Origin of the sequence: Poseidonibacter ostreae (genome assembly GCF_009208075.1) — a bacterium.
Lineage (GTDB): Bacteria > Campylobacterota > Campylobacteria > Campylobacterales > Arcobacteraceae > Poseidonibacter > Poseidonibacter ostreae.
Genome location: NZ_WFKJ01000005.1, coordinates 12,234 through 35,399, shown reverse-complemented (window position 1 = coordinate 35,399; position 23,166 = coordinate 12,234). Strand labels below are relative to the sequence as shown.

The 23,166-nt window shown below is 28.1% G+C and carries 21 protein-coding genes; 8 read left to right on the top strand and 13 right to left on the bottom strand.

Annotated features, from left to right (window positions below):
- The first annotated feature begins 15 nt into the window (after nucleotides 1-15).
- Both GBG18_RS02840 and GBG18_RS02835 read left to right on the top strand, forming a co-directional pair.
- Entirely contained in the window at nucleotides 16-762 is a 747-nt protein-coding gene (locus tag GBG18_RS02840) for a tRNA (5-methylaminomethyl-2-thiouridine)(34)-methyltransferase MnmD (RefSeq protein ID WP_152188213.1), read from the top strand.
- Nucleotides 755-1,570, top strand: coding sequence for a hypothetical protein (locus GBG18_RS02835; protein ID WP_152188211.1), 816 nt, complete (start codon nucleotides 755-757; stop codon nucleotides 1,568-1,570). The genes GBG18_RS02840 and GBG18_RS02835 overlap by 8 nt, the downstream gene beginning before the upstream one ends.
- 27 nt (nucleotides 1,571-1,597) lie before the next feature.
- On the opposite strand, the gene GBG18_RS02830 is transcribed toward GBG18_RS02835, so the two are convergent.
- From GBG18_RS02830 to GBG18_RS02805, 6 genes are all read right to left on the bottom strand, one after another.
- Nucleotides 1,598-2,092, bottom strand: a complete 495-nt coding sequence (locus GBG18_RS02830; protein ID WP_152188209.1) for a hypothetical protein — start codon at nucleotides 2,090-2,092, stop codon at nucleotides 1,598-1,600.
- A gap of 73 nt (nucleotides 2,093-2,165) precedes the next feature.
- Complete coding sequence (locus GBG18_RS02825) at nucleotides 2,166-3,827, bottom strand: HAMP domain-containing sensor histidine kinase (RefSeq protein ID WP_152188208.1); 1,662 nt, start codon at nucleotides 3,825-3,827, stop codon at nucleotides 2,166-2,168.
- Nucleotides 3,814-5,454: an ABC transporter substrate-binding protein gene (locus GBG18_RS02820; RefSeq protein WP_152188206.1), complete on the bottom strand. Its 1,641-nt coding sequence runs from the start codon at nucleotides 5,452-5,454 to the stop codon at nucleotides 3,814-3,816. Before GBG18_RS02820 ends, GBG18_RS02825 begins: the two co-directional genes overlap by 14 nt.
- Nucleotides 5,447-6,133 carry a response regulator transcription factor gene (locus GBG18_RS02815; protein WP_152188205.1) on the bottom strand — a complete coding sequence of 229 codons (687 nt, stop codon included), beginning with the start codon at nucleotides 6,131-6,133 and terminating at the stop codon, nucleotides 5,447-5,449. The genes GBG18_RS02820 and GBG18_RS02815 overlap by 8 nt, the downstream gene beginning before the upstream one ends.
- A 32-nt stretch (nucleotides 6,134-6,165) precedes the next feature.
- On the bottom strand, nucleotides 6,166-6,720 hold the full coding sequence (locus GBG18_RS02810) for a hypothetical protein (RefSeq protein ID WP_152188203.1): 555 nt from the start codon (nucleotides 6,718-6,720) through the stop codon (nucleotides 6,166-6,168).
- Between the two features lie 2 nt (nucleotides 6,721-6,722).
- Entirely contained in the window at nucleotides 6,723-9,131 is a 2,409-nt protein-coding gene (locus GBG18_RS02805) for a molybdopterin-dependent oxidoreductase (protein ID WP_152188201.1), read from the bottom strand.
- Nucleotides 9,132-9,272: 141 nt separating this feature from the next.
- Here GBG18_RS02805 and GBG18_RS02800 point away from each other — a divergent pair, with 141 nt between their 5' ends.
- From GBG18_RS02800 to GBG18_RS02790, 3 genes are all read left to right on the top strand, one after another.
- Nucleotides 9,273-10,319 carry a CNNM domain-containing protein gene (locus tag GBG18_RS02800; protein ID WP_152188199.1) on the top strand — a complete coding sequence of 349 codons (1,047 nt, stop codon included), beginning with the start codon at nucleotides 9,273-9,275 and terminating at the stop codon, nucleotides 10,317-10,319.
- Nucleotides 10,320-10,589: 270 nt separating this feature from the next.
- Complete coding sequence (locus GBG18_RS02795) at nucleotides 10,590-11,267, top strand: type 1 glutamine amidotransferase domain-containing protein (RefSeq protein ID WP_152188197.1); 678 nt, start codon at nucleotides 10,590-10,592, stop codon at nucleotides 11,265-11,267.
- A 79-nt stretch (nucleotides 11,268-11,346) separates the two neighbouring features.
- Nucleotides 11,347-12,222: an AraC family transcriptional regulator gene (locus tag GBG18_RS02790; RefSeq protein WP_152188196.1), complete on the top strand. Its 876-nt coding sequence runs from the start codon at nucleotides 11,347-11,349 to the stop codon at nucleotides 12,220-12,222.
- Between the two features lie 23 nt (nucleotides 12,223-12,245).
- On the opposite strand, the gene GBG18_RS02785 is transcribed toward GBG18_RS02790, so the two are convergent.
- The 6 genes from GBG18_RS02785 to metH all read right to left on the bottom strand — a co-directional run bounded on the left by GBG18_RS02785 (nucleotide 12,246) and on the right by metH (nucleotide 19,849).
- Nucleotides 12,246-13,391, bottom strand: a complete 1,146-nt coding sequence (locus GBG18_RS02785) for an iron-containing alcohol dehydrogenase (RefSeq protein WP_152188195.1) — start codon at nucleotides 13,389-13,391, stop codon at nucleotides 12,246-12,248.
- A gap of 89 nt (nucleotides 13,392-13,480) precedes the next feature.
- Nucleotides 13,481-14,077: a LysE family translocator gene (locus GBG18_RS02780; protein WP_152188193.1), complete on the bottom strand. Its 597-nt coding sequence runs from the start codon at nucleotides 14,075-14,077 to the stop codon at nucleotides 13,481-13,483.
- A gap of 50 nt (nucleotides 14,078-14,127) precedes the next feature.
- On the bottom strand, nucleotides 14,128-14,937 hold the full coding sequence (locus GBG18_RS02775; protein WP_152188192.1) for an AraC family transcriptional regulator: 810 nt from the start codon (nucleotides 14,935-14,937) through the stop codon (nucleotides 14,128-14,130).
- A 5-nt stretch (nucleotides 14,938-14,942) separates the two neighbouring features.
- On the bottom strand, nucleotides 14,943-15,338 hold the full coding sequence (locus tag GBG18_RS02770) for a rhodanese-like domain-containing protein (protein ID WP_152188190.1): 396 nt from the start codon (nucleotides 15,336-15,338) through the stop codon (nucleotides 14,943-14,945).
- A gap of 114 nt (nucleotides 15,339-15,452) precedes the next feature.
- Nucleotides 15,453-16,313, bottom strand: coding sequence for a DMT family transporter (locus GBG18_RS02765; protein WP_152188188.1), 861 nt, complete (start codon nucleotides 16,311-16,313; stop codon nucleotides 15,453-15,455).
- A gap of 59 nt (nucleotides 16,314-16,372) precedes the next feature.
- Entirely contained in the window at nucleotides 16,373-19,849 is a 3,477-nt protein-coding gene (gene metH, locus GBG18_RS02760) for a methionine synthase (RefSeq protein ID WP_152188186.1), read from the bottom strand.
- A gap of 269 nt (nucleotides 19,850-20,118) precedes the next feature.
- Here metH and GBG18_RS02755 point away from each other — a divergent pair, with 269 nt between their 5' ends.
- From GBG18_RS02755 to GBG18_RS02745, 3 genes are read left to right on the top strand one after another with little or no spacing between them, the layout of a single operon-like run.
- The gene (locus GBG18_RS02755) at nucleotides 20,119-21,018 is read left to right on the top strand and encodes a metal ABC transporter solute-binding protein, Zn/Mn family (protein ID WP_152188184.1); all 900 of its coding nucleotides are present in this window, start codon (nucleotides 20,119-20,121) and stop codon (nucleotides 21,016-21,018) included.
- The gene (locus GBG18_RS02750; protein WP_308418446.1) at nucleotides 21,005-21,751 is read left to right on the top strand and encodes a metal ABC transporter ATP-binding protein; all 747 of its coding nucleotides are present in this window, start codon (nucleotides 21,005-21,007) and stop codon (nucleotides 21,749-21,751) included. The genes GBG18_RS02755 and GBG18_RS02750 overlap by 14 nt, the downstream gene beginning before the upstream one ends.
- Nucleotides 21,745-22,569, top strand: a complete 825-nt coding sequence (locus tag GBG18_RS02745; RefSeq protein WP_152188181.1) for a metal ABC transporter permease — start codon at nucleotides 21,745-21,747, stop codon at nucleotides 22,567-22,569. The genes GBG18_RS02750 and GBG18_RS02745 overlap by 7 nt, the downstream gene beginning before the upstream one ends.
- On the opposite strand, the gene GBG18_RS02740 is transcribed toward GBG18_RS02745, so the two are convergent.
- The gene (locus GBG18_RS02740; RefSeq protein WP_152188179.1) at nucleotides 22,564-23,163 is read right to left on the bottom strand and encodes an SAM-dependent methyltransferase; all 600 of its coding nucleotides are present in this window, start codon (nucleotides 23,161-23,163) and stop codon (nucleotides 22,564-22,566) included. The genes GBG18_RS02745 and GBG18_RS02740 overlap by 6 nt on opposite strands.
- Nucleotides 23,164-23,166 lie beyond the last annotated feature (3 nt).

Below are 23,166 nucleotides of genomic sequence, written 5' to 3'. Positions count from 1 at the left end.
AAGTGACTTTAAATATTGCAAGATAATATAAATAGTGTAGTTTCAACTAAAGATGGTTCAAACACACTTTTTTCATCAAGATACAATCAGCACTATCACAATCCTGATGATGGTGCTATAAATGAAGCGCTATCAAAACATATACTCCCAACATTTCAATTTCATGAAAATAAAAAAGAACTAAAGATTTTAGATATCTGCTTTGGAATTGGATATAACACTTTTACTACACTATATTATATTATAAAACATAACTTAGATATAAAAGTATCTATTTACTCTCCTGAGTTAGATGGAAACTTAGTAAAATCTTTAGAAAACTTTGAGTTTCCCAAAGAGTTTGAAAAGATTAAGCATATAATAATTGAAGTATCAAAAAATCTTAAATATGAAGATAAAAAGATAAAAATAGAAGTAAATATAGGTGATGCTAGAGAGTATATAAAAACACTAGAAAAAGAATCCTTTGACATAATATATCAAGATGCTTTTTCATCAGACGTAAATACTGAACTTTGGACAAAAGAGTACTTTGATGATATATATAAACTATGTAAAGATGATTGTGTGATGAGTTCTTACTCAGTTGCAACTCCTATTAGATTATCAATGAATGAAGCAAGATTTTTTATATATGAATATAGACCTGTAAAAAGAAAAATTACATTAGCAACAAAAACAAAAAAAGACGTATTAGGTAAATATATCGATATGGATTTAAAAAGAGAAAGAAACAAGGACGCAAAAGCGATTTATGACTAAAGCAATTAAAAAAAATCATATAAAATATTACCAAGGAAATGCACCAATAATATTAAGTGCTCCTCATGGTGGAGAAGAAGAACCAAAAGAGATAAAAACAAGAACCAAAGGTGTATTTGATAAAGATGATTACACTTATGAACTTACGGAATTAATTATAAAAGAATTTCATAAACAAACACAGCTTACACCTTATGCAGTAATTGCTGATATTTCAAGAGTCAAAGTAGATATAAATAGAGCAAAAGAAGAAGCTTATGAAGATGAAAAAGCAAGTATTCCTTATAATCAATTTCATGACTTTATTAAAATTTCTAAAAAAGAGATAGAAAATAAGTTTTCAAAAGGTTTATATATAGATATTCATGGACAATCACATCCTAAAGGATATTTAGAGTTTGGATACTTACTTGATAATTCTATTATCAAGCAACATGATGGTTCACTAAAAGAGAAATCTAATATTGAGAATTCAAGTATTTCTGCTTTATCAAAATTTACAAAAGAGTGTTTTATAGATCAATTAAGAGGTCCACACTCTATGGGAAGTTTGATGTGTAATGAAGGTTATGATTCAGTACCTTCTGTAAAACTTCCATATGCAAGTGATGACAACTATTTTGAGGGTGCTTACAATACTATTAGCCATGGGTCTTTAAATGGTGGGAATATTAGTGGAATTCAAATAGAGTTTCCATATAAAGATGTAAGAGATACAAATGAAAATAGAGAAAATTGTGCGAAAGCTTTTGTTGAGTCCTTACTTACTTTTACTAAAATACATCTAGATTTAGATTTAAAGAAATAAGATATTCGTAAAATAATCTTACAGAGATTATTCTGTAAGGTTATCTAAGATATATTTTTCTAATTCTCTTTTTGAAACTTCTTCTTTCAAAGATTTTTCAAAAATTTCTTCAATTTTTTCTGAATATTCATCATAAGAGAAAAAAGGAAAATGTATTTTCCAAGATCTTTTTATAAGTTCAATAGTTATAGCATCTCTCATTTTAGCTCTAAAAAAATTAAAGCCAATAAATATAATTGCTGTAATAACAACAGCTCCTATTATAGATATATGTGAATCTATATCAGCTAAAGGTTTATGTGTAAGTCCTGATAAAGGTATTAAAACACTTAGTATCATTCCCATATAAACTAAATAAGCACGTGAGAGTTTTATTCTGAACCCAAGTTTTGCAGGATCTACATGCATACCTTCTTTATATTGTCTATTTGCAATAAGTAAATCTCTTAACAAGATTGGTTGCTTAGATACAATATATATATAATCTAAAATTTTTTCTTTAAATGTTTTTTCTTTTGGCATTTATATTCCTATAAATTAATTATCCTCATTTTACCTAATTAAAGATAATAATGTGTTAATAAATATTAAATTTTTACTTCTTTGAAACCTTAATAGTGAATAATGCTCCATTTTCTATATTCTTTACATTAATAAAGCCATTCATATTTCGCTCTATTATATTTTTTGACATATATAAACCAATACCTGTACCTTGAGTTTTATGTCTTGTTGTAAAATATGGCTCAAAGATTTTATCTATAATATTTTTTTCAACACCTTTTGCATTATCTTTTATTTTTACAATTGCAAAATTCTCACCCTCTTTTATTTCTATATTTATATTTGGTTTTTCTATTTTTCTCTCTATTAAAATATCTTTTGCATTACTTAATACATTTAAAATCACTTGTGAATATTCATTTTTATAACCAAAAATTTTACTATCTTCAATTACATTAAACTCTATTTTTATTCCATGATATTTTAGTGATGATTCTAATATATGGTAAGCATCACGACATGCTTTTTCAACTGAGAAATACTCTCTTTCACCTTGTGGTTTAAAGAAGTTTTGAAAATCTGATATTGTTTGAGACATATAAGAGGTTAATTTATTTGCTTCTTTTATCTTTGTATCTATATACTCTTTTGTAAACTTATCAAAATCATAAGTAATTTTCATATTCATGTGAATAGCAGAGATTTGAGATAAAGGCTGTCTCCATTGATGAGCAATATTACCAATCATTTCACCCATTGATGCTAGTTTTGATTGCTGAATTAACAATTGTTCTTGCTCTAGCCTTTTATCAATTTGCTCTTGTACTTGAAACTCCAAATTATCAATCATATTATTCATCATAATTTTCAATTCATTTAAGGATTCGTTATTACTGTGTTTTGTAAGCCTTGAACTTAAGTCCCCACTTTTTAAATCTTCTAATACCTTTGTAGCATTTTTAATCAGCTCTTCATTATCTCTAATATTTTTCTGTATATCAGAGACATTTTCATTTATCATCTGTGCCATTTGATAAAATTCATCTTTTGAATTTATTTCAATTTTTCTAACACTATTTTTTCTATGATGCAAATATTCAAAAAAGTTTGTCAATCCATCTTGAACAACATCAATTGATTTTATTATATTACTTGTAATTAACCATCCTATAAATGTTGCTAAAATAAGTACGATTACAATCACCATTAAAATTTCAAATTTAATCTCTTTTACTTCTTTACTTGCTTTTTCATAAGCAATTGTTGAATTATTTAAAGAGTTACTTTGAATTGCTAATAGACTTTCTAATAATTGGTTAAACTGTTCTCTACTTGTTGTTGTAACATTTACATATGCACCCTCTTCAAACTCATCTTCAAGATATTTTTTAGTAGTTTTAATTGATTCTTGATATCTATCCCATTCTAATAATACAAGAGTATCTTTTAGTTGTATAAACTCATTTTTAAGACTCTTTACAAGAAAGTTCATATTGCTTTGAATAGTTTCTCTAATCTCATTATTAGGAGCCATTACTAAAGACTGAGTTAATTCTCTTAATTTATATAAAGGCGTGATAATCTTATCTTGCATTGCTAATACAGTTTGAGATTTACTATGTACTACTTTTAATGTTTGTTTATTATACTCACTTGTATTTATTGCTTTATAGGATAAAACTGCAATAGAAATACACAAAATTAGAAATAGTATTCCAAGCTTTACTTTTATATTTATATTATTTAACTTCATTTTTAATTCTTTGTGTTTTTATAGGAGTATGTAATTTTTTTGAATACTCATTATTTTTTCTAATTGACCAATGATCTTTTGTTAATTCTATTTTCCAAAGAGGGATTATCCCTCCTCCATAAGGTTTAAAAACAACTTCTTTATTTACTGCTAATACTTTATTAGAAGATGGAACTCTTAAAGTATATGCCATCTCTCGTGCTTGATAAAGTATCTTTTCTACTATTTTTTCATATTCCAAAGAGTTAGTTTTTGTTTCAAAAAATTTTGTGATTAGAGTATTCATTACCTCATCATTCTTTATTGTAGACCAAGGAGAATCGTTTTCATAAACAAAAAATACCGTCCAAGGATTTTGGTAATACCAATCATCATTACCCCACATAAGTAAATCCCATTTTTTACTGTTTTGTGAAGTCCTTGTATTTAAAAGTTGTTCATATATATCTTTTTCACTACTTGTAATTGTATATTTTAATTTAACACCATATTTCTTCAATTGGTATTCAATGCCTTTAAATAAAAATATAAATCTATCTTGAGTAAAAATATTTAACTCTAAGCCATTGAGCAACTCTTTTTTCTTTTTTTCACTAAAATTAAATTTCTTGTATTCATTTTTAGCTGCAATTTTTTTCACCTCTTTATAGTTTATCGAAGTTGCAAAAGGAGATATTTTTCCTTCTTTTTTATAAACAAAATTTAAAAGATTTTCTTGATTTATTGCTTCATTCAAGGCAATTCTTACATCTTTATTTTCAAGTATTTTATTTCCATTTATTAGATTAAAAAATATTGTAAAGTTATTTGTAGATTCTTTTATTATAAGCTTTGAATATTTTGACATTAGTACATTAATTTTTTTATTAAATGGAATTGGCATAATATCAAGTTGCCCTTCCTTTTCAACAATAGAATCTAAAGCCTTATTCACATCAAGTTGAGTATAAACTGTAACCTTTTTAATTTTTGGATATCTTTTATCCCAATAATAAGGATTTGCTATTAATTCAAGCTTTGAAGTCTGTTTCTCTCCTAATGCAAAACCACTTTTTAAAATATATGGTCCCATTCCATAAGCACCAGCTACTTTTGTTGCTGTCCCAGTTTCTGCTCCTATTGGATTATATTTTTCTATGTACTCTTTGGTATAAAAATAAATTCGTGCTAAATCTGTTAAAAACATCTCATATTTTTGTTTTAAAACTATTTTAAATCTTTTTTCATCAAGTTTTATAATATCAAAATCAATTTTATCAATATTTGTATATAAAAGTGGATTCTTTTTAAAAAATTCAAAATTAAATAAAATATCATCCATTGTAAAATCTTTTCCATTTTGAAATTTTAGATTTTCTCTAAGCTCAAAAATATATGTATAATCATCTACTCTTATATGCTCTTTAGCTAAATCATATTCCCATCCTCTTTCATTATCAGTAGAGCGTACAAGTCCAGAATTAATTGTTTTTGATACATAAGAATAAGGTATTGAGGGTAAAAATATTTTAATATGTGAGTTTGGATGCATGGGTTTTGCAAGTTTTAATTTAGAATTATCTTCCCTAAAAGTACTTGCACTTAATAAATTAAATGCAAGAAAAAATAGAAGTATTAGTTTATACAAGTCTATATCCTACTCCGGATAAATTAAAAAGTAAATCCGTAGGAAGTTTTTTTCGTAAATTTCTTACAAGTGAGCGTAATGCACTATCTGTCATAATATCATCACCCCAAACTTTATCTTGTAACTCTTCATAATTTACAATTCTATTCTGATTAGAGATTAGCACTTCTAAAAAAGTCATCTCTTTTTTATTTAAAATAATACTTTCGTCTTTATATTTTAATTCTTTTAAATCATAATCATAAACATAATCTTTATCAACTTTTAATATAACTTTTCTATTTGAGTCTAGCAGGGTTATACATTTATCTAAAGATTCAAATAACTCATCTAAATCAAGAGGTTTTACAATATATTTTTCCATATGTAATTCAACTGCTTCAAGTAAATACTCTTTATCTGTATGAGCAGTTATCATAACAACTGGAATATTTTTATCTATTTGTCTAACTTTTTTTATAAATTCAATACCATTTACATTTGGCATATGAATATCACTTAATATAATATCAGGAGTTTTTTCAAGATATAATTCATATCCTTCCTCTCCATCATTTGCTTCATAAACTTCTTTTACATAGTATCGTAGAGAATCTGCAATATTTTCTCTAATTCCTACCTCATCTTCAGCATAAAGAAGAGTCAAGTTTTGTAATTTTTCAAGTACATCTTTTTTCATAATCTCTCCTTTTTGCTAATTATACTTAATTTTTACTTTTTTGCTTTTGGATAAAATCCATTATTAGATGTAGCTTTTACAAATCTTGCTAAATAAGCTGCTTCTTGGGCATCAAGTTGTGCAAAACCATTCATTGTTTGTAAAATAGCATCCCATTCTAACATTGAATGTTCTGTTGGTGCGTGTGCGGCATGACATTGTGTACAGTTTTCATAAAAGAACTCTTCATGTTCCTCCCAAATTTCAAGTGGATTATTAGCTAAATAACCTTTTTCAATTATTGCTTGAACTTTTTTTATTTCACCATCTTTTCCAAAAGTACTTTTTTCTACTGATGCTAATAAAAGTGATTTATCTTTATTTATGTAAAGCTTATTAGCAAAAACCATTCCTGAAAATTCAACTAACGAATTCTTATCATCAACATCTTTTAGTACTTTTACAGGCGTACCAATATAAAGTTTTGCTTTATTATTATCAATTTTTACATCTGCTGTTTGGAAGATGTACATTTCATTAGCACTTAGTAGGGAAAAACTCCCTACTGCAAGTAATGTTATTAATAATTTTTTTAAAATAGCTTTCATAATTAAGCTCCTTGAATTTTTGGTGGATTATATGCCACATTTGGAGAAACAACATCCACTTTTTTAATTGAAACTAGTGTTGAGTTTACTGTTGTTGCATTTGCCATTTGAGATGTTGGTCTTGATGAAGTTAATACATTAACTTGTCCAGAATTACATCTTGAATTCTCTTTTGAACTATCTTCAGGAGAATACCAAGCCCCTTCCTCAATTGCTGCAACACCATCTCTAATAGTATTTGTAACTACTACACCTGCTAAAATACTCCCTCTATTATTATATACCTCTACAATCTCGCCATCTTTTACACCAAATTTTTTAGCATCATTTGGAGAAATTCTAATTGGCTCTCTGCCTTGTACTTTATGCACATTTTGTACCCAAGTATTATCCATTTGTGTATGGATTCTAAATTTTGGATGTGGTGATACTAAGTGTAATGGATATTTTTTTGCTAATTCTTTATTCCCTAACCACTCTTCTGGCTCCATCCATATTGGATGACCTTTAAAGTCTTTATATTTATAACTTTCAAACTTTTCAGAAAAAATTTGAATTTTCCCAGTTTCTGTTTTAAGTGCATTTGCTACAGGGTCTTTTCTAAACGCTTCATGTCTAACATATTTTCTAGCTTCATCAGGAATATCATAATGAACACTTCCTTTTTCCCAGAAATCTTCAAAAGCAATTTTCATTACTTTATTTGCATAAGATCTTTTGTATAATCTTTGAATCCATTGCATAGGCGTTCTATCTCTTGTAAATCTTTTTTCAGTTCCAAACCTTTTTGCTAATTCAGTAAAGATTTCATAATCATCTTTTGACTCATATCTAGCATCAACTACTTTTCTCATTGCAAAAATTCTATCATTTGAATACGACATACCAGAAGCAATATCATCTCTTTCTAAAGTTGTAGTTGCAGGAAAAACAATATCTGCCATTTTAGCAGTTGGTGTCCACCATGGTTCTATAACAACAACAGTATCTAATGTTCTCATAGCTTTTATTAGCTCATTTACATTTGGTTGATGTCCAATTGGTGAACCACCTGCACTTAACATAAACTCAACTTTTGGATACTTAATAGTTTTACCTTTATAAGTAACAGTTTCACCTGGTTTATTAATTAAATCACTCATTCTTGAAGCTGGAATAGTAAGAGTTACCGCACCACCTTTTCCTTGACTTAATCCACCAACAGTTCTTTTTCCAGATGCAGCATCACCACCACCTTCATAATGCATAGAGAAACCAAAACCACCACCTGGTAATCCAATTTGTCCAAGCATCGAAGCTAAAGTAATTATAGACCAATCAACTTGTTCACCGTGTGCTGCTCTTTGCATTGCCCAGTTTCCTGCAATCATAGTTCTTTTAGAAACCATTAATTCAGCTAATTGCTCAATTGTTTTAGCAGGTACTTCTGTTAATTTTTCAGCCCATTTTGCAGTTTTAGGAATTCCATCTGTTTTTCCTAAAAGATATGGTAAAAACTTATCAAATCCATGAGTATATTTTTCAATAAATGCTTTATCATATTTACCAGTTTTATATAAATGATGCATCATTGCCATCATCATTGCAACATCAGAACCTGGTCTAATTTTAATCCAATCAGCTTTAAACTCTTGTCCAGATGAATTATAAATAGGGTCAATTAGAATTACTTTCATACCAGCTTTTTTGTACTCTTCATAAGCATCATAACATCTGTGATTTGGTACTGAATAACCTGCTCTATTAGTTTTGTATAAATCAGCTCCCCATAAAACCATAACTTCAGTATGTTTGATAATTTGCTCATGTGCAGTTTGAATAGAATAAACTTCCATATCCCCAACAACTCCTGGGTTTACAGGACCAGCAGCACCATTTGAATACTCACCAGCAGTTCCAACAGCTCCACCAATTTGGTTAAAGAATCTTCCAGCTAAAACATTTGGTTTAAAAGCTCCTGGAATAGACCAACCACCATAAGATGCGTTGTAGAGTGCTTCATTACCACCTTTTTTCTGTGCTCTTTTAATTGCATCTGCAGCTAAATCAAGTGCTGTTTCCCATGAAACTCTAACAAACTCTTCTTTACCTCTTAAATCGCCTCGACCTTTTCCTTCTAAGTAAGACTTTCTTACTACTGGATATTTAACTCTTGAGTTTGAAGTATTTCTATCGGCTAAACCTTTTACAATTACTGTTGGGTTTGCATCTGAATCTAATTGTGAAGTGATATCAATAATTTTATCATCTCTTACATGAGCATAAAAAGGTCCAAAGTGAGAAGCACTTGGAATTTTTTTAGTTCTTGATTCCATAATATTTGCAGCAGCACCACTTATTGTAGTACTAGCAGCAATAACAGCTGTCCCTATTGCACCTTTTTTTAAAAAATTTCTTCTTTCAATTTTCATTTCTTTTCCTTAACTTGGATTAATTATGAAAGAAGTGTAACTATAAAAAAGAGCAAAATAATCGATAAATCTAAACTTTCTTATATTTTTTTGATATGCTTTTATCATAGTTTTTATATAAAATATTTTACAGGACTTTAAATGCTAATACTTACTTACTTTCTAATAGCCGTTGGCGTCTCCTTTTTATGCTCCATACTTGAAGCAGTTCTCTTATCAATTAGTGCTTCTCATATAAAGCTTACTAAACAAAAGAATAATAAGCTTGGTAATGAAATGCAAAAACAGAAGAAAAATATTGATTATTCTATTGCAGCAATTTTAACTCTAAATACTTTTGCTCACACATTAGGTGCTGCTGGCGTTGGTAGTGAAGCAGCTAAAATGTTTGGTGAAGATTATATGTTTCATATCTCTGCAATTCTTACACTTTTAATTCTAGTTTTTTCTGAGATTATTCCAAAAACATTAGGAGCATATTATTGGAGAAGTTTATCTGGGTTTTCAACAAGAACTATAAAAATTTTAATCTTTGTAACTTACCCTTTACTTATTATTTTAAATAAAATCACGAACTATATAACTCCTACAGATAAAGAGACAATAACAAAAGAAGAAATCATAGCAACTGCAAATATAGCAGAAGAAAGTGGGATTTTAAGAGAAAAAGAAAGTGGTGTAATTGAAAATCTTTTACAATTAAATGAAATAAAAGTTAGAGATATATTTACACCAAGAAGTGTACTTTTTTCTGTACAAAAAGATGATTTAATTAATAGTTTTAAAACTCACAAGATTTTAGATTTAGAGAAATTTAAAGAGTACTCAAGGGTTCCTGTTTATAAAGAAAGTATTGATGATATTATTGGAGTTGTTATTTCAAAAGAGTATTTTTACGAGTATATTGAAAATAATATAGAAAATAAAGAAAAGATAATAAAGCCTATTTTTAGTGTAAACGAGAATATTCCTATTTCTAAACTTATAGACCTTTTCTTAATCAAAAAAGAACATATGTTTATTGTAGTTGATAATTATGAACAAACAAAAGGTGTTGTAACCCTTGAAGATGCCGTTGAAACACTTTTAGGTGTTGAAATTGTTGATGAGCTTGATACCAATATTGATATGAGAGAAGTTGCAAGGACTAAAATGAAAGAGATTAGACGAGTAAAAACAAAAAATTAAAAAAAGCCAATAATCTTTAATTTTATTCGATTATTTTGCTATTTTTTTCAATTATACTTCTCTTATAAAAAGTTCGACTTTTTTGTATTCCTAAGTAGGTCAACACTCATTGACTCCCCTTTCTCCTTAAATTAAAACTTAGGAATATTATTTAATCCCTTAAAAAAATTCGATTTTGTAGAAATTTACATATAATTTATAGAATTAACCATTCATATACTTTTAACAATCCCCTATAATATCTCAAATTAAAATAATTAAAGGAAAAATATGAATATTCTTATAGTACTTACTTCACATGATAAATTAGGCGACACAGAACATAAAACTGGATTTTGGTTAGAAGAGTTTGCTTCACCATACTACACACTTCTTGATGCAGGAGCAAGTATTACACTAGCATCTCCAAAAGGTGGATTACCACCACTTGATCCAAATAGTGATGCACCTGATTTTCATACAGAAGCTACAAATAGATTTAAAGAAGATGCAAAAGGAAATGAAGCACTAGCAAATACTGTAAAACTATCAAGCGTAAAAGAAGAAGATTTTGATGCGATTATGTATCCAGGTGGCCATGGTCCTTTATGGGATTTAACAAATGATAAAGACTCAATATCTTTAATCCAAGCCTTTGTAAAAGCAAATAAACCAGTAGCTTCAGTATGTCATGCCCCTTCTGTTTTAGTAAATGTAAAATTAGAAAATGGAGACTATCTAGTAAAAGGTAAAAATCTTACTGCTTTTAGTAATACTGAAGAAGAAGCAGTTCAATTAACAAATGTTGTTCCATTCTTACTTGAAGATGAACTAATCTCTAAAGGTGCAAACTACTCAAAAGTAGATGACTGGAATTCATATGCGATTACTGATGGTAAACTTATTACAGGACAAAACCCAGCTTCATCGCAAGCTGTAGCAAAAGAACTACTAAAACTACTTTCTTAAAATAAAAAAGGGCAAAAAAACTCTGCCCTTTTTATAACACTCTTTTTAGTATAATGCATAAAAACTACTTGGAAGTACAATGAACACTAAAATCTTAGAAGAAGTAAATAAACTTATAAAAGAAGACTCCTTAACAAGAACAAATATAAAAGGTGTTAATCTTTATAAAACCACTACTTATCTTCCAAGAACTCCTCTAACTTATGATTTTTGCTTAGTATTTGTATTACAAGGGAAAAAAATTGGTTATCTTTCAAATAATCGATTTGAATATGATTCAAAAAACTATCTTGTAGTTCCAACTGCTATGCCTTTTGAGTGTGAAACCTATGCATCTAAAGAAGAGCCTTATATTTGTATTTTAATTGATATTAAAAAAGAGATAATGCAAGAAATAATCTCTTCAATTTCAAAAGAAGAATCAAAAAAATGTGAAGATGTTCAAATAAGTGTATTTCAAGATAAAGTTACAAATGAACTAGAAGATTCAATCTATAGACTTTTAAAAATGCTTCAATCAAAAGAAGAATCAAATATCTTAGGTGAGTCTATTTTAAGAGAGATTTTTTATAAAATAGCAATTGGTGAAAACTCTCATTTTTTACATAAAATGTTTTTAGAAAATAAAGCAGAAGCTAAAATGATAAGGTCACTTAGAACCATTCATCATGAATATAATGAGCATCTTGATATTCCAAGATTAGCAAAAGAAGAAGACATGAGCGTATCATCTTTTCATACACACTTTAAAAAAGTGACTTCATTAAGTCCTTTACAATATATAAAAAAGATTCGATTACACAAAGCAATGGATTTATTAACAAGAAGAGATATGCAAGTAAATGAAACTGCTTATGCAACAGGATATGAGAGTAGCTCACAGTTTTCTAAAGATTTTAAATCTTATTATGGCTATCCACCCAAAGAAGCAAAAGCTTCTTTTGAGATTATTTAGTTTTTTAAACTATAGAAATAGTTTTATTTCATAGCCATTTTAAGAATTTTTTCTGAGACTTCAAGAGTGATATTTTGATTCTCACCAATTGCTGTCATTCCATGAGCTTTAAGTGATGGAATTATTGTTTCAATAACTTTATCATCTACATTTTCATAATCATTTAAATTTGTTGTAACTCCAACACTTTCATACATTTTTTCAATTGCAATAATAACTGCTTCATTATCATCTTTGATTCCAAAAACATTTTCACCCATTAAAGCTAATTTTTCTTTTTTGTCTTCCATCATTACTCTTAGTAATTGAGGTTGAACAACTGCTAAACTTTGAGCATGGTCAACTCCATAAAATCCTGTTAATTCATGTCCTATCATATGTGTTGCCCAATCTTGCGTAACACCAGAACCTATAAAACCATTTAAAGCTTGGTTTGCAAGAAGCATTAAGTTTTCTTCCCAAATAGCATCTTTTCTATTATCCCAAGTTTGTGCAAGAGATAATAAACCTCTAAGAATTGTTTCTGCATATCCATCATGAAGAAGTGAAGTATTTGGACAAGTTAAATACTGTTCACATGTATGAACAAAAGCATCTACTAAACCATTTGCTAATTGTCTATCAGATAATGTGCTCATAACACTTGGGTCTAAAACTGCAAATACAGGATAAACTAAAGGTGAAGCAAAAAATCTTTTTTCATTTGTCTCTTTTTTAGATACAACAGAGTTTCCATTTGATTCACTTCCCGTTGCTGGTAGTGTTAAAATAGCACCAAGAGGTAGTGCTTTTTCTACAGTAACACTTCCATCAAGGAAATCCCAAGCATCACCATCATAAAGTGAAGCAGCTGCTATGTATTTAGCTCCATCAATAACAGAACCTCCTCCAACAGCTAAAATATAATCAATTTTTTCTGCTTTACTTAAAGCAACAGCTTTATTTAGTGTTTCATAAGAAGGATTTGCTTCAATTCCTGAAAACTCAATCCAATTAAAACCATCAAGTACAGATGAAACTTCATCATATACTCCATTTTTCTTAATTGAACCGCCACCATAAACTACTAATATTTTATTATCTTTATTTAAATGCTTAACTATTGAAGCAATTTGACCTTTTCCAAAGTGAATTGCTGTTGGGTTTGAATAATCATATACTAAACTCATAAATTTTCCTTCATATTTTTTAATTTATCTAGTATAGAATAAATGCTAAAAGATGTGAATATCAAATTATATAAATTGTATGCTAATTTCTACAAAATATTTATAAACAGTAATACTAGTGTTGAAATAATCAAAATAGAACCCATAAAAAGATTAAAGTTTTTTATCTTTTTATTTGTATTTAAAAACATAGTAGCTTTTTGTCCAAATAATCCCCAAAAAGATAGACTTAAATAACAAACTATAAAATATATAATAATAAAAACCAGTAAAAAAAAATCATTAAAAGAGTACATAGCAACACCTGAAATACAAGCAGCCCATGCTTTTGGATTAAGCCACTGAAGTAAAAAGCCTTCATAAAACTTTAATTTTTTCATACTATTTTCAAGTTCTATATTTGGTGTAGAACTTGCAATTTTATATCCCATATATATAATAAATAAAGAGCCTACATAGCCAAGATACTCTAAGAAAAGTGGATATTCATCTAAAAGAGTTTTAAGCCCTAAGGCTATAACTATCAATAAAAAAGTAAAACCTATTGTTGCACCAGATATAAATGAGAAAGTTTTAGAAAAACCATTATTAATTCCTGATGTTATTATCATCATATTAACAGGTCCTGGAGATATTGACATAGCAAAAGAAAAAGATATCATTGTAAAAAGTATAGTTAGTGTCATAAGAAAGTTTCCTTTATATTTGTCTAATTATATATAAATAGAAAGTTAACTTATTGTATAAAATTGACTTTATACTCTTTTGGAGTAATTGCAACTATTTTTAAAAAGTTTTTATGAAAATGGCTTTGGTCAAAAAAACCACACTCTAAGGCAGTATCAATAATCGAATAACCATTTTTCAAATACTCTTTTGCTTTATTAATTCTAACATTTAAAAGGTAGGAATGTGGAGTTAAATTCATCTGAGATTTAAAAAGTCGTATTATATAAAAAGAGTTTAATTCAAATTTATTTGATAGTTCATCTAGTGAAATATTTTCTTTGTAATTCTCATCTAAATATAAAAGTATCTCTTGAAACCTCGCATCTACAAGTTCTACTTCTTTATTTTCTAAGTATAAAGAGAAAAAATTAAGAAAAAATTTTATTAACTCATCTTCTTTTTCTAAAATAGAATTATCGTGAAAAATAAACTCACATAAACTTATAAAATCTTTGTAAAAACTTTCATCTTCTAATATATGAATTGGTATTTTTACAAACTCTTTTATTTCACAGTTTATAAGTTTTTGAATATTCATACACCATTTAGTATCTAAATATAACATATAATAAATATTTAAAACATCACTACAAGAGTTACAAGAATGTACTTCTAAAGGATTTATAATACTTAGCATATTTTTATCTAAAGTATATGACTTAGTACTATTTTCATAAATACTTCTTCCCTCTTTATTTACGCCTATTGAAAAAGTATCATGAAAATGTCTTTTATAGTGAGCATTTGAATTTGAATATCTTAACTCTAAAAAAGGAAGACTTTCATCTATAAATACTTTAGTAAATGTCTTATGCATAGATTTTAATTACATCCACAAGAGATATTTGTTCCTTTTGTAGCATTAACCCCACTAGTTTCATAACCATCTCTTTTCCACCAATCAAGTCCTCCTAATAACTCTTTTGTTTTAAATCCTAACTTTGACAGATTTAAAGCCCCTTTAGTTGAAGCATTACAGCCTATTCCATCACAGTAACTTACATATATTTTATTTTTATCAAGATTTTTTGTACTCTCTTCACTCATTGTTTTATGTGGAATATTTATAGAGTTTGGAATATGTTCTTTTAAATAAGCTTCTTTTGCCCTTGCATCAATAACAATAAGATTATTATCACCATTATTTAAAGCTTCAAATACATCCCAAGAGTCTGTTTCATATGCTAATTTTGCTTCATAAAATTCTATTTGATTCATTTAATATTTCCTTAATAATTAATATAGAGATTATATTATAAATCTTTTATAAAATAATAAATATAGAAAAACTTATTCTTTATGAGGAAGGATTTCTTGCATTAGCTCTTTTTTTTATGCTATTTGTTTTCTTTTTATCGTATAAATAGAGTTAATAATTAATGTAAAAATAATAATACTTCCACCAATAAATGTATAAATACTTGGTATTTCATTTAAAAATATCCACACCCAAATAGGTGCCATTATTGTTTCAATAAGCATTAAAAGACTCATTTCAGCAGCACTAATATATTTTGCTCCTGTTCCTAATAAAACCCTTGAAAAAGAAGAAACAACTAATCCCATAAACATAATTATTAAAAGATTATTTATATCAATTTTTAAATCATCACTTAGAAAAAAAGCTATTATACTAAGTGCTAATCCTGCAAAAGCAATTAAAAGAAGTCTATTTATCTCTTTATATCGTGACATAATTACAAAAGAAAGTGAAAGAGATATTGTACATAAAAGAGCAAAAATATTTCCCTTTATACTTCCAAACTCAAGCTTATCACTAAAAATAACAAAAAGACCAACAAACATAAAAAAAGAAGCATACAATATATTTTTTGTAATTTTTTCTCTAAAAAAAAGATATGCAATCAATGATGAAAAAAGTGCTGATGTACTAAATATTATAACTACATTAGCAACTGTAATCATCTTAATCGCACTTATAAAGAAGATATTTGAACAACCCATAATAAAAGCACAAAGTACTAATATTCCAATTGAGCTTTTAAATGCTGTTTTTATATACTCTTTTTTTTTAAATAATAAAGTAGTTATCATGGAAATAAATATAAATATTCCTAAATAAAAAGAAAGAACCATAGGAGATACTGTGGCATATTTAATAAAAAGAGATTCTAAACTCATAATAAAAATACCACTTGAGGTAAGTGCTAAACCTTTAGCGTTATTTGTCAAAATAAAATCCTAGGGGAAATATACATCTAAGGGTGAAAGTTACACCCTTAGTAAAAATTTTAGATATTGTAGTAGTTTGCTTCGTGATGAGGAACAACTATTGCACAAGTAGTTTGTTCAGGATGCATTTGGAAAGTTTCACTAAGTTCAATTCCAAACTCTTCAGGATTTAATAAATCAAAAATATCTCTGTTCATTGCCAAGTCTGGACAAGCTGCATAACCAGGTGAATATCTACAACCTACATACTGTTTCATTTGAACATCATTTAGTGTATGTCCTTCTTTTGGAACAATATCTAAATCAAGTCTAACTTGTTTATGAAGTACCTCAGCTAAGGCTTCAGCTAACTCAACACCAAGCCCATGAATTTGGTAATATTCAGTAAATTTACCCTCATCATAAAGTCCTCTTTCATAATCAGATATTTTAAGTCCTGCACTTGCAAGTGTAAATGCAATTACATCTAATCTATCGCTAGCAAAGAAATCAGGAATACATCTAAATGGTTTCCTTTTTTGTCTAGGGAATTCTAAAACCTTTATAGCTTCTTCTAAAGGTGGTACATTCTTAGCTTCTTCTTCATTATTAAATAGATACTTTTTATCAAAAATATACAGTTTATTATCATGAGAGATACAAGGATAATAAGCATAAATAGCAATTGGTTCAAAAATATTTTTATCCAATAAATCATCTTTTAGTTTTCTATATAAAGGCTCAACTGTTTCTTCTTCATATTTTAAGAAAGCATCTCTATCTTGTTTCCCTCTTTTATATCCCCATCTTTGTCTAAATAAAACTCTATGATTTATCCATTTAAAAATAAGCTCTTTATCTAATTGTTCACTACTTTTAGCAACTCTTTCCCATAAAGGAGGATAGGTAAAAGCAGTCTCTTTTGGCATTGGAATCTCTTCATAAGGAGGAATAACAACTGCTTCTTTTTCAACTTTTTCACTTGTATCTGCTATTTCGATTAAATCAGCTGCTAAAGCAGTATTATCTAAATCACCCTCTTCAATTCTTTGCATAGAAACAACACCATCAAAGGCATCTCTACAATAGAATATTGGTCCATCATAAATTGGTCTACAAAAATCATTTACAAAAGATTTTGTAAGTGCTGCTCCACCAATAAGTACAGGAATATCTATTCCCATTTTTTGTAATTCTTCTAAGTTTTCTTTCATAACAGCAGTTGATTTTACAAGTAATCCACTCATTCCAATAGCTTGTGCTTTATGCTCTTTTGCAGCAATTAAGAAGCTATTTAAATCAGCTTTAATACCAATATTTATAACTTTGAATCCATTATTACTTAAAATAATATCAACTAAGTTTTTACCAACATCATGAACATCACCTTTTACAGTTCCTACTACAATTACAGTTTCACTAGCTTTTTCTTCTTTTGGTAAATATGGATTTAAAGCATCAACTGTTGCTTTCATAGTTTCTGCACTTTGAAGAACAAATGGTAATTGCATTTGTCCATTTCCAAATAATTCACCAATGATTTTCATACCATCAATTAGCCATTCATTTACTATTATTTCAGGTTTTACTTCATGTCTTAACTCATCAACAAGTGGAATTAATCTATTTTTATCTCCATCTAAAAGTAACTTTTTTACTTTTTCAATAGCAGGAAGATTTTGATACTCTTCATCACTTTGCTCTTCAATATCTCCAACATTTGAGAAATGTTCAATAAAGGCAAATAATGGATCTCCTGCTTCTTGATTATTAAAAATTAAATCATCACAAGCTTTTTTATCATCTTCATTTATTTTATTAAGTGGTAAAATATGCTTAACATTTACAATAGCAGATGTTAAACCAGCTTTTACACAATAATCTAAATAAATAGAGTTTAAATAAGCTCTTGCTTTTATATCAAGTCCAAAAGAGATATTAGAAAGTCCAAGAGTAGTTCCAACTTCAGGATGAAGTATTTGGAACTCTCTAATAGCTTCAAGTGTTTCAATACCAGCTGTTCTATACTCATCATCACCAGAACCAATAGTAAATGTTAGCATATCAAATACTAAATCATGAGGATCAAATCCATGTCTATTTACACATAAGTCATAAATACGCTCAGCAATTCTAATTTTATCTTCTTTAGTTTTTGCCATTCCAACTTCATCAATTGTAAGACATACTAAAGCAGCTCCAAATTTTTTAGCTAACTTACAAACAGCATCAAATTTCTCTTCTCCATCTTCTAGGTTAACAGAGTTAATAATTGGTCTTCCACCTATTTGTTTTAGTGCTGCTTCAAGTGCATAAATTTGCGTAGAATCTGGCATTAGAGGAAGTGATATTTTTTGAGAATAAAGCTCAACAACCTTATCCATATCTTCTCTTTCATCCCTTCCAGCAAATCCAACTGAAACATCAATAATATGTGCACCCGCTCGTACTTGTTGTTGTCCAACTGTTAGTGTTCCCTCATAGTCATTTGATTTAAGAAGTTCTCTAAAAGCTTTTGATCCAGTTGCATTTGAACGTTCACCTATTAAAAGTGGTGCTGGCTCTTGCTTTAAAGCTACAGTACCAAATAGTGAAGCTAATGAAGCTTTTAAAAATCCACAAGGCTTTAAAGGTTTTATATCTTTTATTTCTTCTGCTAGTTTTTTAATATGCTCAGGTGTAGTTCCACAACATCCACCTAAAAATGAAACCCCATTAATTTCTAAAAATTCTTTTTGTAACTTTGTAAACTCTTCAGGTCCCATTGGGTAATAAGAAACTCCACCTTTATTTTGTGGAAGTCCAGCATTTGCATGAACTGAAATTGGGAATTTACAAACTTCACTTAGTGATTTGATATGCTTATGTACTTGTTTAGGTCCAGTTCCACAGTTAAATCCAAGTGATAAAATATTAAAAGGAGCCATAATAGCTGCAATTGTTTGAGCATCAGTTCCTATTAGCATCGTTCCTGTTAACTCAATTGTAACAGATACCATAATTGGAATTTGTGGAGCTGTATCATTTAGTGCATGAAGTGCTGCTTTTATTTGTAATGGATCTTGACAAGTTTCAAGTAAGAATATATCAGTTCCCCCATCAGCTAATCCTTGTGCCATTATTTTATAGCCCTCATACATATCATCATATTTAATATGACCAAGTGAAGGAAGTTTAGTACCAGGTCCTACTGAACCTAATACAAATCTTGGTTTTTCTGGTGTTGAGTATTTATCACAAGACTCTTTAACAAGTTGTGCACCTAATTTTGATAGTTCATAAGAAGTTTGAGGAATATCGTATTCATCTAAAACCCAATTCATTGAACCAAAAGTATTAGTTGTAATTAAATCTGCTCCAGCGCTCGCATAAGCATCATGAATATTTCGTAAAATATGAGGAGCGGTTAAATTTAGAAGCTCATTACAACCTTCTAAATCTTCCCCTTCATACATCCACTCTTCTTGTTTTATATCTGATATTTGAAGCTGTGTTCCCATAGCTCCATCAATAACTAGTACATTTTCTTCTATTATATTCTTAATTTTTGTTAACATTTTATTCTCTATTTTTGATTATTTATTTATTATAATTATAATTGATATTTATTATTAAGAGTGTATTTAAATTTTCGTTAAAAAGTTGTTAAATAAAAAACATGACTTTCTTAAATATTTACTTTAAGATTTAAATTTCATTTATTTAAGCTCTTAATTTAAGATATTATATCTTTATAAAAATTAAATGCAACTAAGTTGCGTTTAATTTTTATTTTACTAATATTCCACAAATGCAACTAAGTTGCAACATATAGAAGGAGTATTATATGAGATTTTTAATCACATTATTTTTAATGATAAATTTTGCTTATGCACAAACTAATATTGTTGTAAGTATTTTACCTCAACAAACATTTGTTGAAAAAATAGGAGGAGATAAGGTTAAGGTTATTGCTATGGTTCCACCAGGAAGTAATCCTCATCATTATGAGCCAAAAACGTCTCAGATGAAGCATATTTCAAAGGCAGCTATATATTTTCCAATAGGTTTTGGATTTGAAGAAACTTGGCTTCCTAAGTTTGCAAATCAAAATAAAAACATGAAATTTGTTGAAATGACAAAAGACATTGAACGAATTATGATGAAAAGACATAAACATAAAGTGGATGACAAACATCATCACCATGATGAGCATCACACTAAACACGATAATCATCATGGTGATAAAAAAGAATCAAAATATAAAGAAGACCCTCATACATGGACAAGTCCTAAAAATGTGAAAATTATGGCAAAAAATATTTATGATACTTTAGTTCAATTTGATAGTATAAATAAAGAGTATTATTTAAATAACTATAATAGTTTTGTAAAAGAGATAGAACAAACAGATGCAAGAATCAAAGATATCTTTTCAAATATGCCAAAGAACTCTAAATTCATGGTATTTCATCCAGCTTGGGGATACTTTGCAAAAGAGTATAATTTAGTACAATTTGCTATAGAAATCGAAGGAAAAGACCCAAAACCAAAAATTCTTCAAAAAATTATAGAAGAAGCTAGAGAAGAGAACATAAAAGCTATATTCACACAAGTTGAATTCTCTGAAAAAAGTGCTAAAGTAATAGCTGATGAGTTAAACATCAAAGTTATTAAAGAAACACCATTGGCTAGTAATTGGTCTCTTAACTTAATTCATGTGGCAAGAACAATTGCAAATAACTAATCCAATCTCAATAAAAAAGCTCTTTTTCAAATATGAAAAAGAGTTTGTATTAGAAGATATAAATTTAGAAGTTAAAGATAAAGATTTTTTGACAATTTTAGGTCCAAATGGTGGTGGAAAATCTACACTTTTAAAACTAATCTTTGGTATTAACCCTTTAAATCAAGGTGATATTAAAATCTTTGGAAATAAAATAGCTAGTGAAATTCCTTATATTGGTTATGTGCCTCAAAATACAAATATAAATCTTAATTTTCCTATTAGCGTTATTGAAGTAGTTATGATGGGACAAAATGATATTAAGAAAAGATTTTTTGGTTATAAAAAAGAAGAAAAGATAAAAGCTCTTGAAGTTTTAGAAAAAGTAAATATGAAAGAGTTTGCTAGTTCTAAAATCTCAAATCTCTCAGGAGGTCAAAGACAAAGGGTCTTAATTGCACGTGCCTTGTTTTGTAATCCTAAGATTTTACTTTTAGATGAACCAACCTCAAATATTGATATAAGTGGGTGTGAACAGATTTATCAAACACTTGAGAACCTAAATAAAGAAATTACTATTGTAGTAATTAGTCATGATATTTCTGTTGTTTTAAAGCATGCTACAAAAGCAGTTTATATAAATAAAAGACTTACTTATCATGATTTATCAAAAATGAAAGATGATTTTAAAAATATGAGCCCCCATGTCTGTGAAATAGAACTTTTAGAAATGTTAGGAAAATGTAAATGTTAGAAGCCTTATCATATAGTTTTATTCAAAACGCCATAATAGCTGGGGTTTTAGTTAGTGTTATAACAGGAATTATAGGCTCACTTATTGTTGTAAATAAGATGGTATTTCTTTCAGGAGGAATTGCACATAGTGCTTATGGAGGTCTTGGTTTATCTATTTACTTTGGTCTGCCTATGCTTTTATCTACTTCAGTTTTTTCTGTACTTGTTACTATTTTAATTGCTTTTCTAACTTATCAAAAAAGAGAAAACCTTGATACAATAATAGGTCTTACTTGGGCTATGGGTATGTCTTTTGGTATTTTACTTGTTGATTTAACACCTGGATATAATTCTGACTTGATGAGTTATTTATTTGGTTCTATTTTAGCAGTTACAAATGATGATATTTTATTTATGTCTGTTTTACTAGGATTTATTGTTTTAACTATGATATTCTTTTATCGAGATATACTTGCCGTTTCTTACGATAGTGAATATGCAAACCTAAGAGGTATAAAAACTAGATTTTTTTATACACTTATTCTTATTTTATCTGCACTTAGTATTGTAATTGCAATAAAAATTGTAGGCTTAATTCTTGTTATTGCCTTACTTACTATTCCAATTTATATAGCTCAAAAGTTTTGTAATACCCTATTTTCCATGATGATTATATCTAGTATTCTTTCAATCTTATTTACTATAGTAGGTCTTATTTTATCTTATAACTTTGACTTAAGTTCTGGGCCATCAATCATTTTAGCAAGTTCTATTTTTATGTTTATAGTAATATGTTTTGATTTTATAATTAAAAAAATTAAGAAATCATCTTTATAGTTTTTGCATTACAACTCTAATAACACAAGCATCTCCTTGATGACCTCTTCCCTCATCAAGGATTACTTCTTGTTCACTTATTTCTTTATCACAATATAAAAAGTTTTTCTTAAAATCATCTACAGTATAAAGTAAATCTTCATCTTTTGGCCCACCACTATTAAAGTTAAGTTGTTTTGTTGAAAAAAACTCTCCTATAAAGTAAGCATCTTGATTTAAAGATTCTTCAATTTTTTCAAACAATTTCACTCTTTCATCTTTATACATATGTAAATAGGAAGCTACTATTACATCATATTTTTTATCACTTTCCCAATGATTTAAATCTAAGCATAAAGTTTTAATATCTAAATTCTCTTCTTTTGCTCTTTGTTCAAGTTTTGCTAAGCCAATATCTGATGCATCAAGAGCAGTAACTTTAAAACCTCTTTTTGCAAAAAAGATAGCATTTCTTCCTTCACCCTCTCCTAAACATAAAAGTTTTGATTCTCTTTTTAAAAGTTTGATTTTTGAAGCTAAAAAAGTATTTGGTTTTAATCCATATAAAAAACCATCTCTTGAAAATTTGCTATTCCAAAATTCTTGTTGACTCATATT

Excerpts from the sequence above, each read along its gene's own strand:
- GBG18_RS02835 (WP_152188211.1), top strand. The coding sequence starts at position 755 with ATGACTAAAGCAATTAAAAAAAATCATATAAAATATTACCAAGGAAAT.
- GBG18_RS02830 (WP_152188209.1), bottom strand. The coding sequence starts at position 2,092 with ATGCCAAAAGAAAAAACATTTAAAGAAAAAATTTTAGATTATATATAT.
- GBG18_RS02825 (WP_152188208.1), bottom strand. The coding sequence starts at position 3,827 with ATGAAGTTAAATAATATAAATATAAAAGTAAAGCTTGGAATACTATTT.
- GBG18_RS02815 (WP_152188205.1), bottom strand. The coding sequence starts at position 6,133 with ATGAAAAAAGATGTACTTGAAAAATTACAAAACTTGACTCTTCTTTAT.
- GBG18_RS02810 (WP_152188203.1), bottom strand. The coding sequence starts at position 6,720 with ATGAAAGCTATTTTAAAAAAATTATTAATAACATTACTTGCAGTAGGG.
- GBG18_RS02805 (WP_152188201.1), bottom strand. The coding sequence starts at position 9,131 with ATGAAAATTGAAAGAAGAAATTTTTTAAAAAAAGGTGCAATAGGGACA.
- GBG18_RS02800 (WP_152188199.1), top strand. The coding sequence starts at position 9,273 with ATGCTAATACTTACTTACTTTCTAATAGCCGTTGGCGTCTCCTTTTTA.
- GBG18_RS02795 (WP_152188197.1), top strand. The coding sequence starts at position 10,590 with ATGAATATTCTTATAGTACTTACTTCACATGATAAATTAGGCGACACA.
- GBG18_RS02790 (WP_152188196.1), top strand. The coding sequence starts at position 11,347 with ATGAACACTAAAATCTTAGAAGAAGTAAATAAACTTATAAAAGAAGAC.
- GBG18_RS02785 (WP_152188195.1), bottom strand. The coding sequence starts at position 13,391 with ATGAGTTTAGTATATGATTATTCAAACCCAACAGCAATTCACTTTGGA.
- GBG18_RS02780 (WP_152188193.1), bottom strand. The coding sequence starts at position 14,077 with ATGACACTAACTATACTTTTTACAATGATATCTTTTTCTTTTGCTATG.
- GBG18_RS02775 (WP_152188192.1), bottom strand. The coding sequence starts at position 14,937 with ATGCATAAGACATTTACTAAAGTATTTATAGATGAAAGTCTTCCTTTT.
- GBG18_RS02770 (WP_152188190.1), bottom strand. The coding sequence starts at position 15,338 with ATGAATCAAATAGAATTTTATGAAGCAAAATTAGCATATGAAACAGAC.
- metH (WP_152188186.1), bottom strand. The coding sequence starts at position 19,849 with ATGTTAACAAAAATTAAGAATATAATAGAAGAAAATGTACTAGTTATT.
- GBG18_RS02755 (WP_152188184.1), top strand. The coding sequence starts at position 20,119 with ATGAGATTTTTAATCACATTATTTTTAATGATAAATTTTGCTTATGCA.
- GBG18_RS02745 (WP_152188181.1), top strand. The coding sequence starts at position 21,745 with ATGTTAGAAGCCTTATCATATAGTTTTATTCAAAACGCCATAATAGCT.
- GBG18_RS02740 (WP_152188179.1), bottom strand. The coding sequence starts at position 23,163 with ATGAGTCAACAAGAATTTTGGAATAGCAAATTTTCAAGAGATGGTTTT.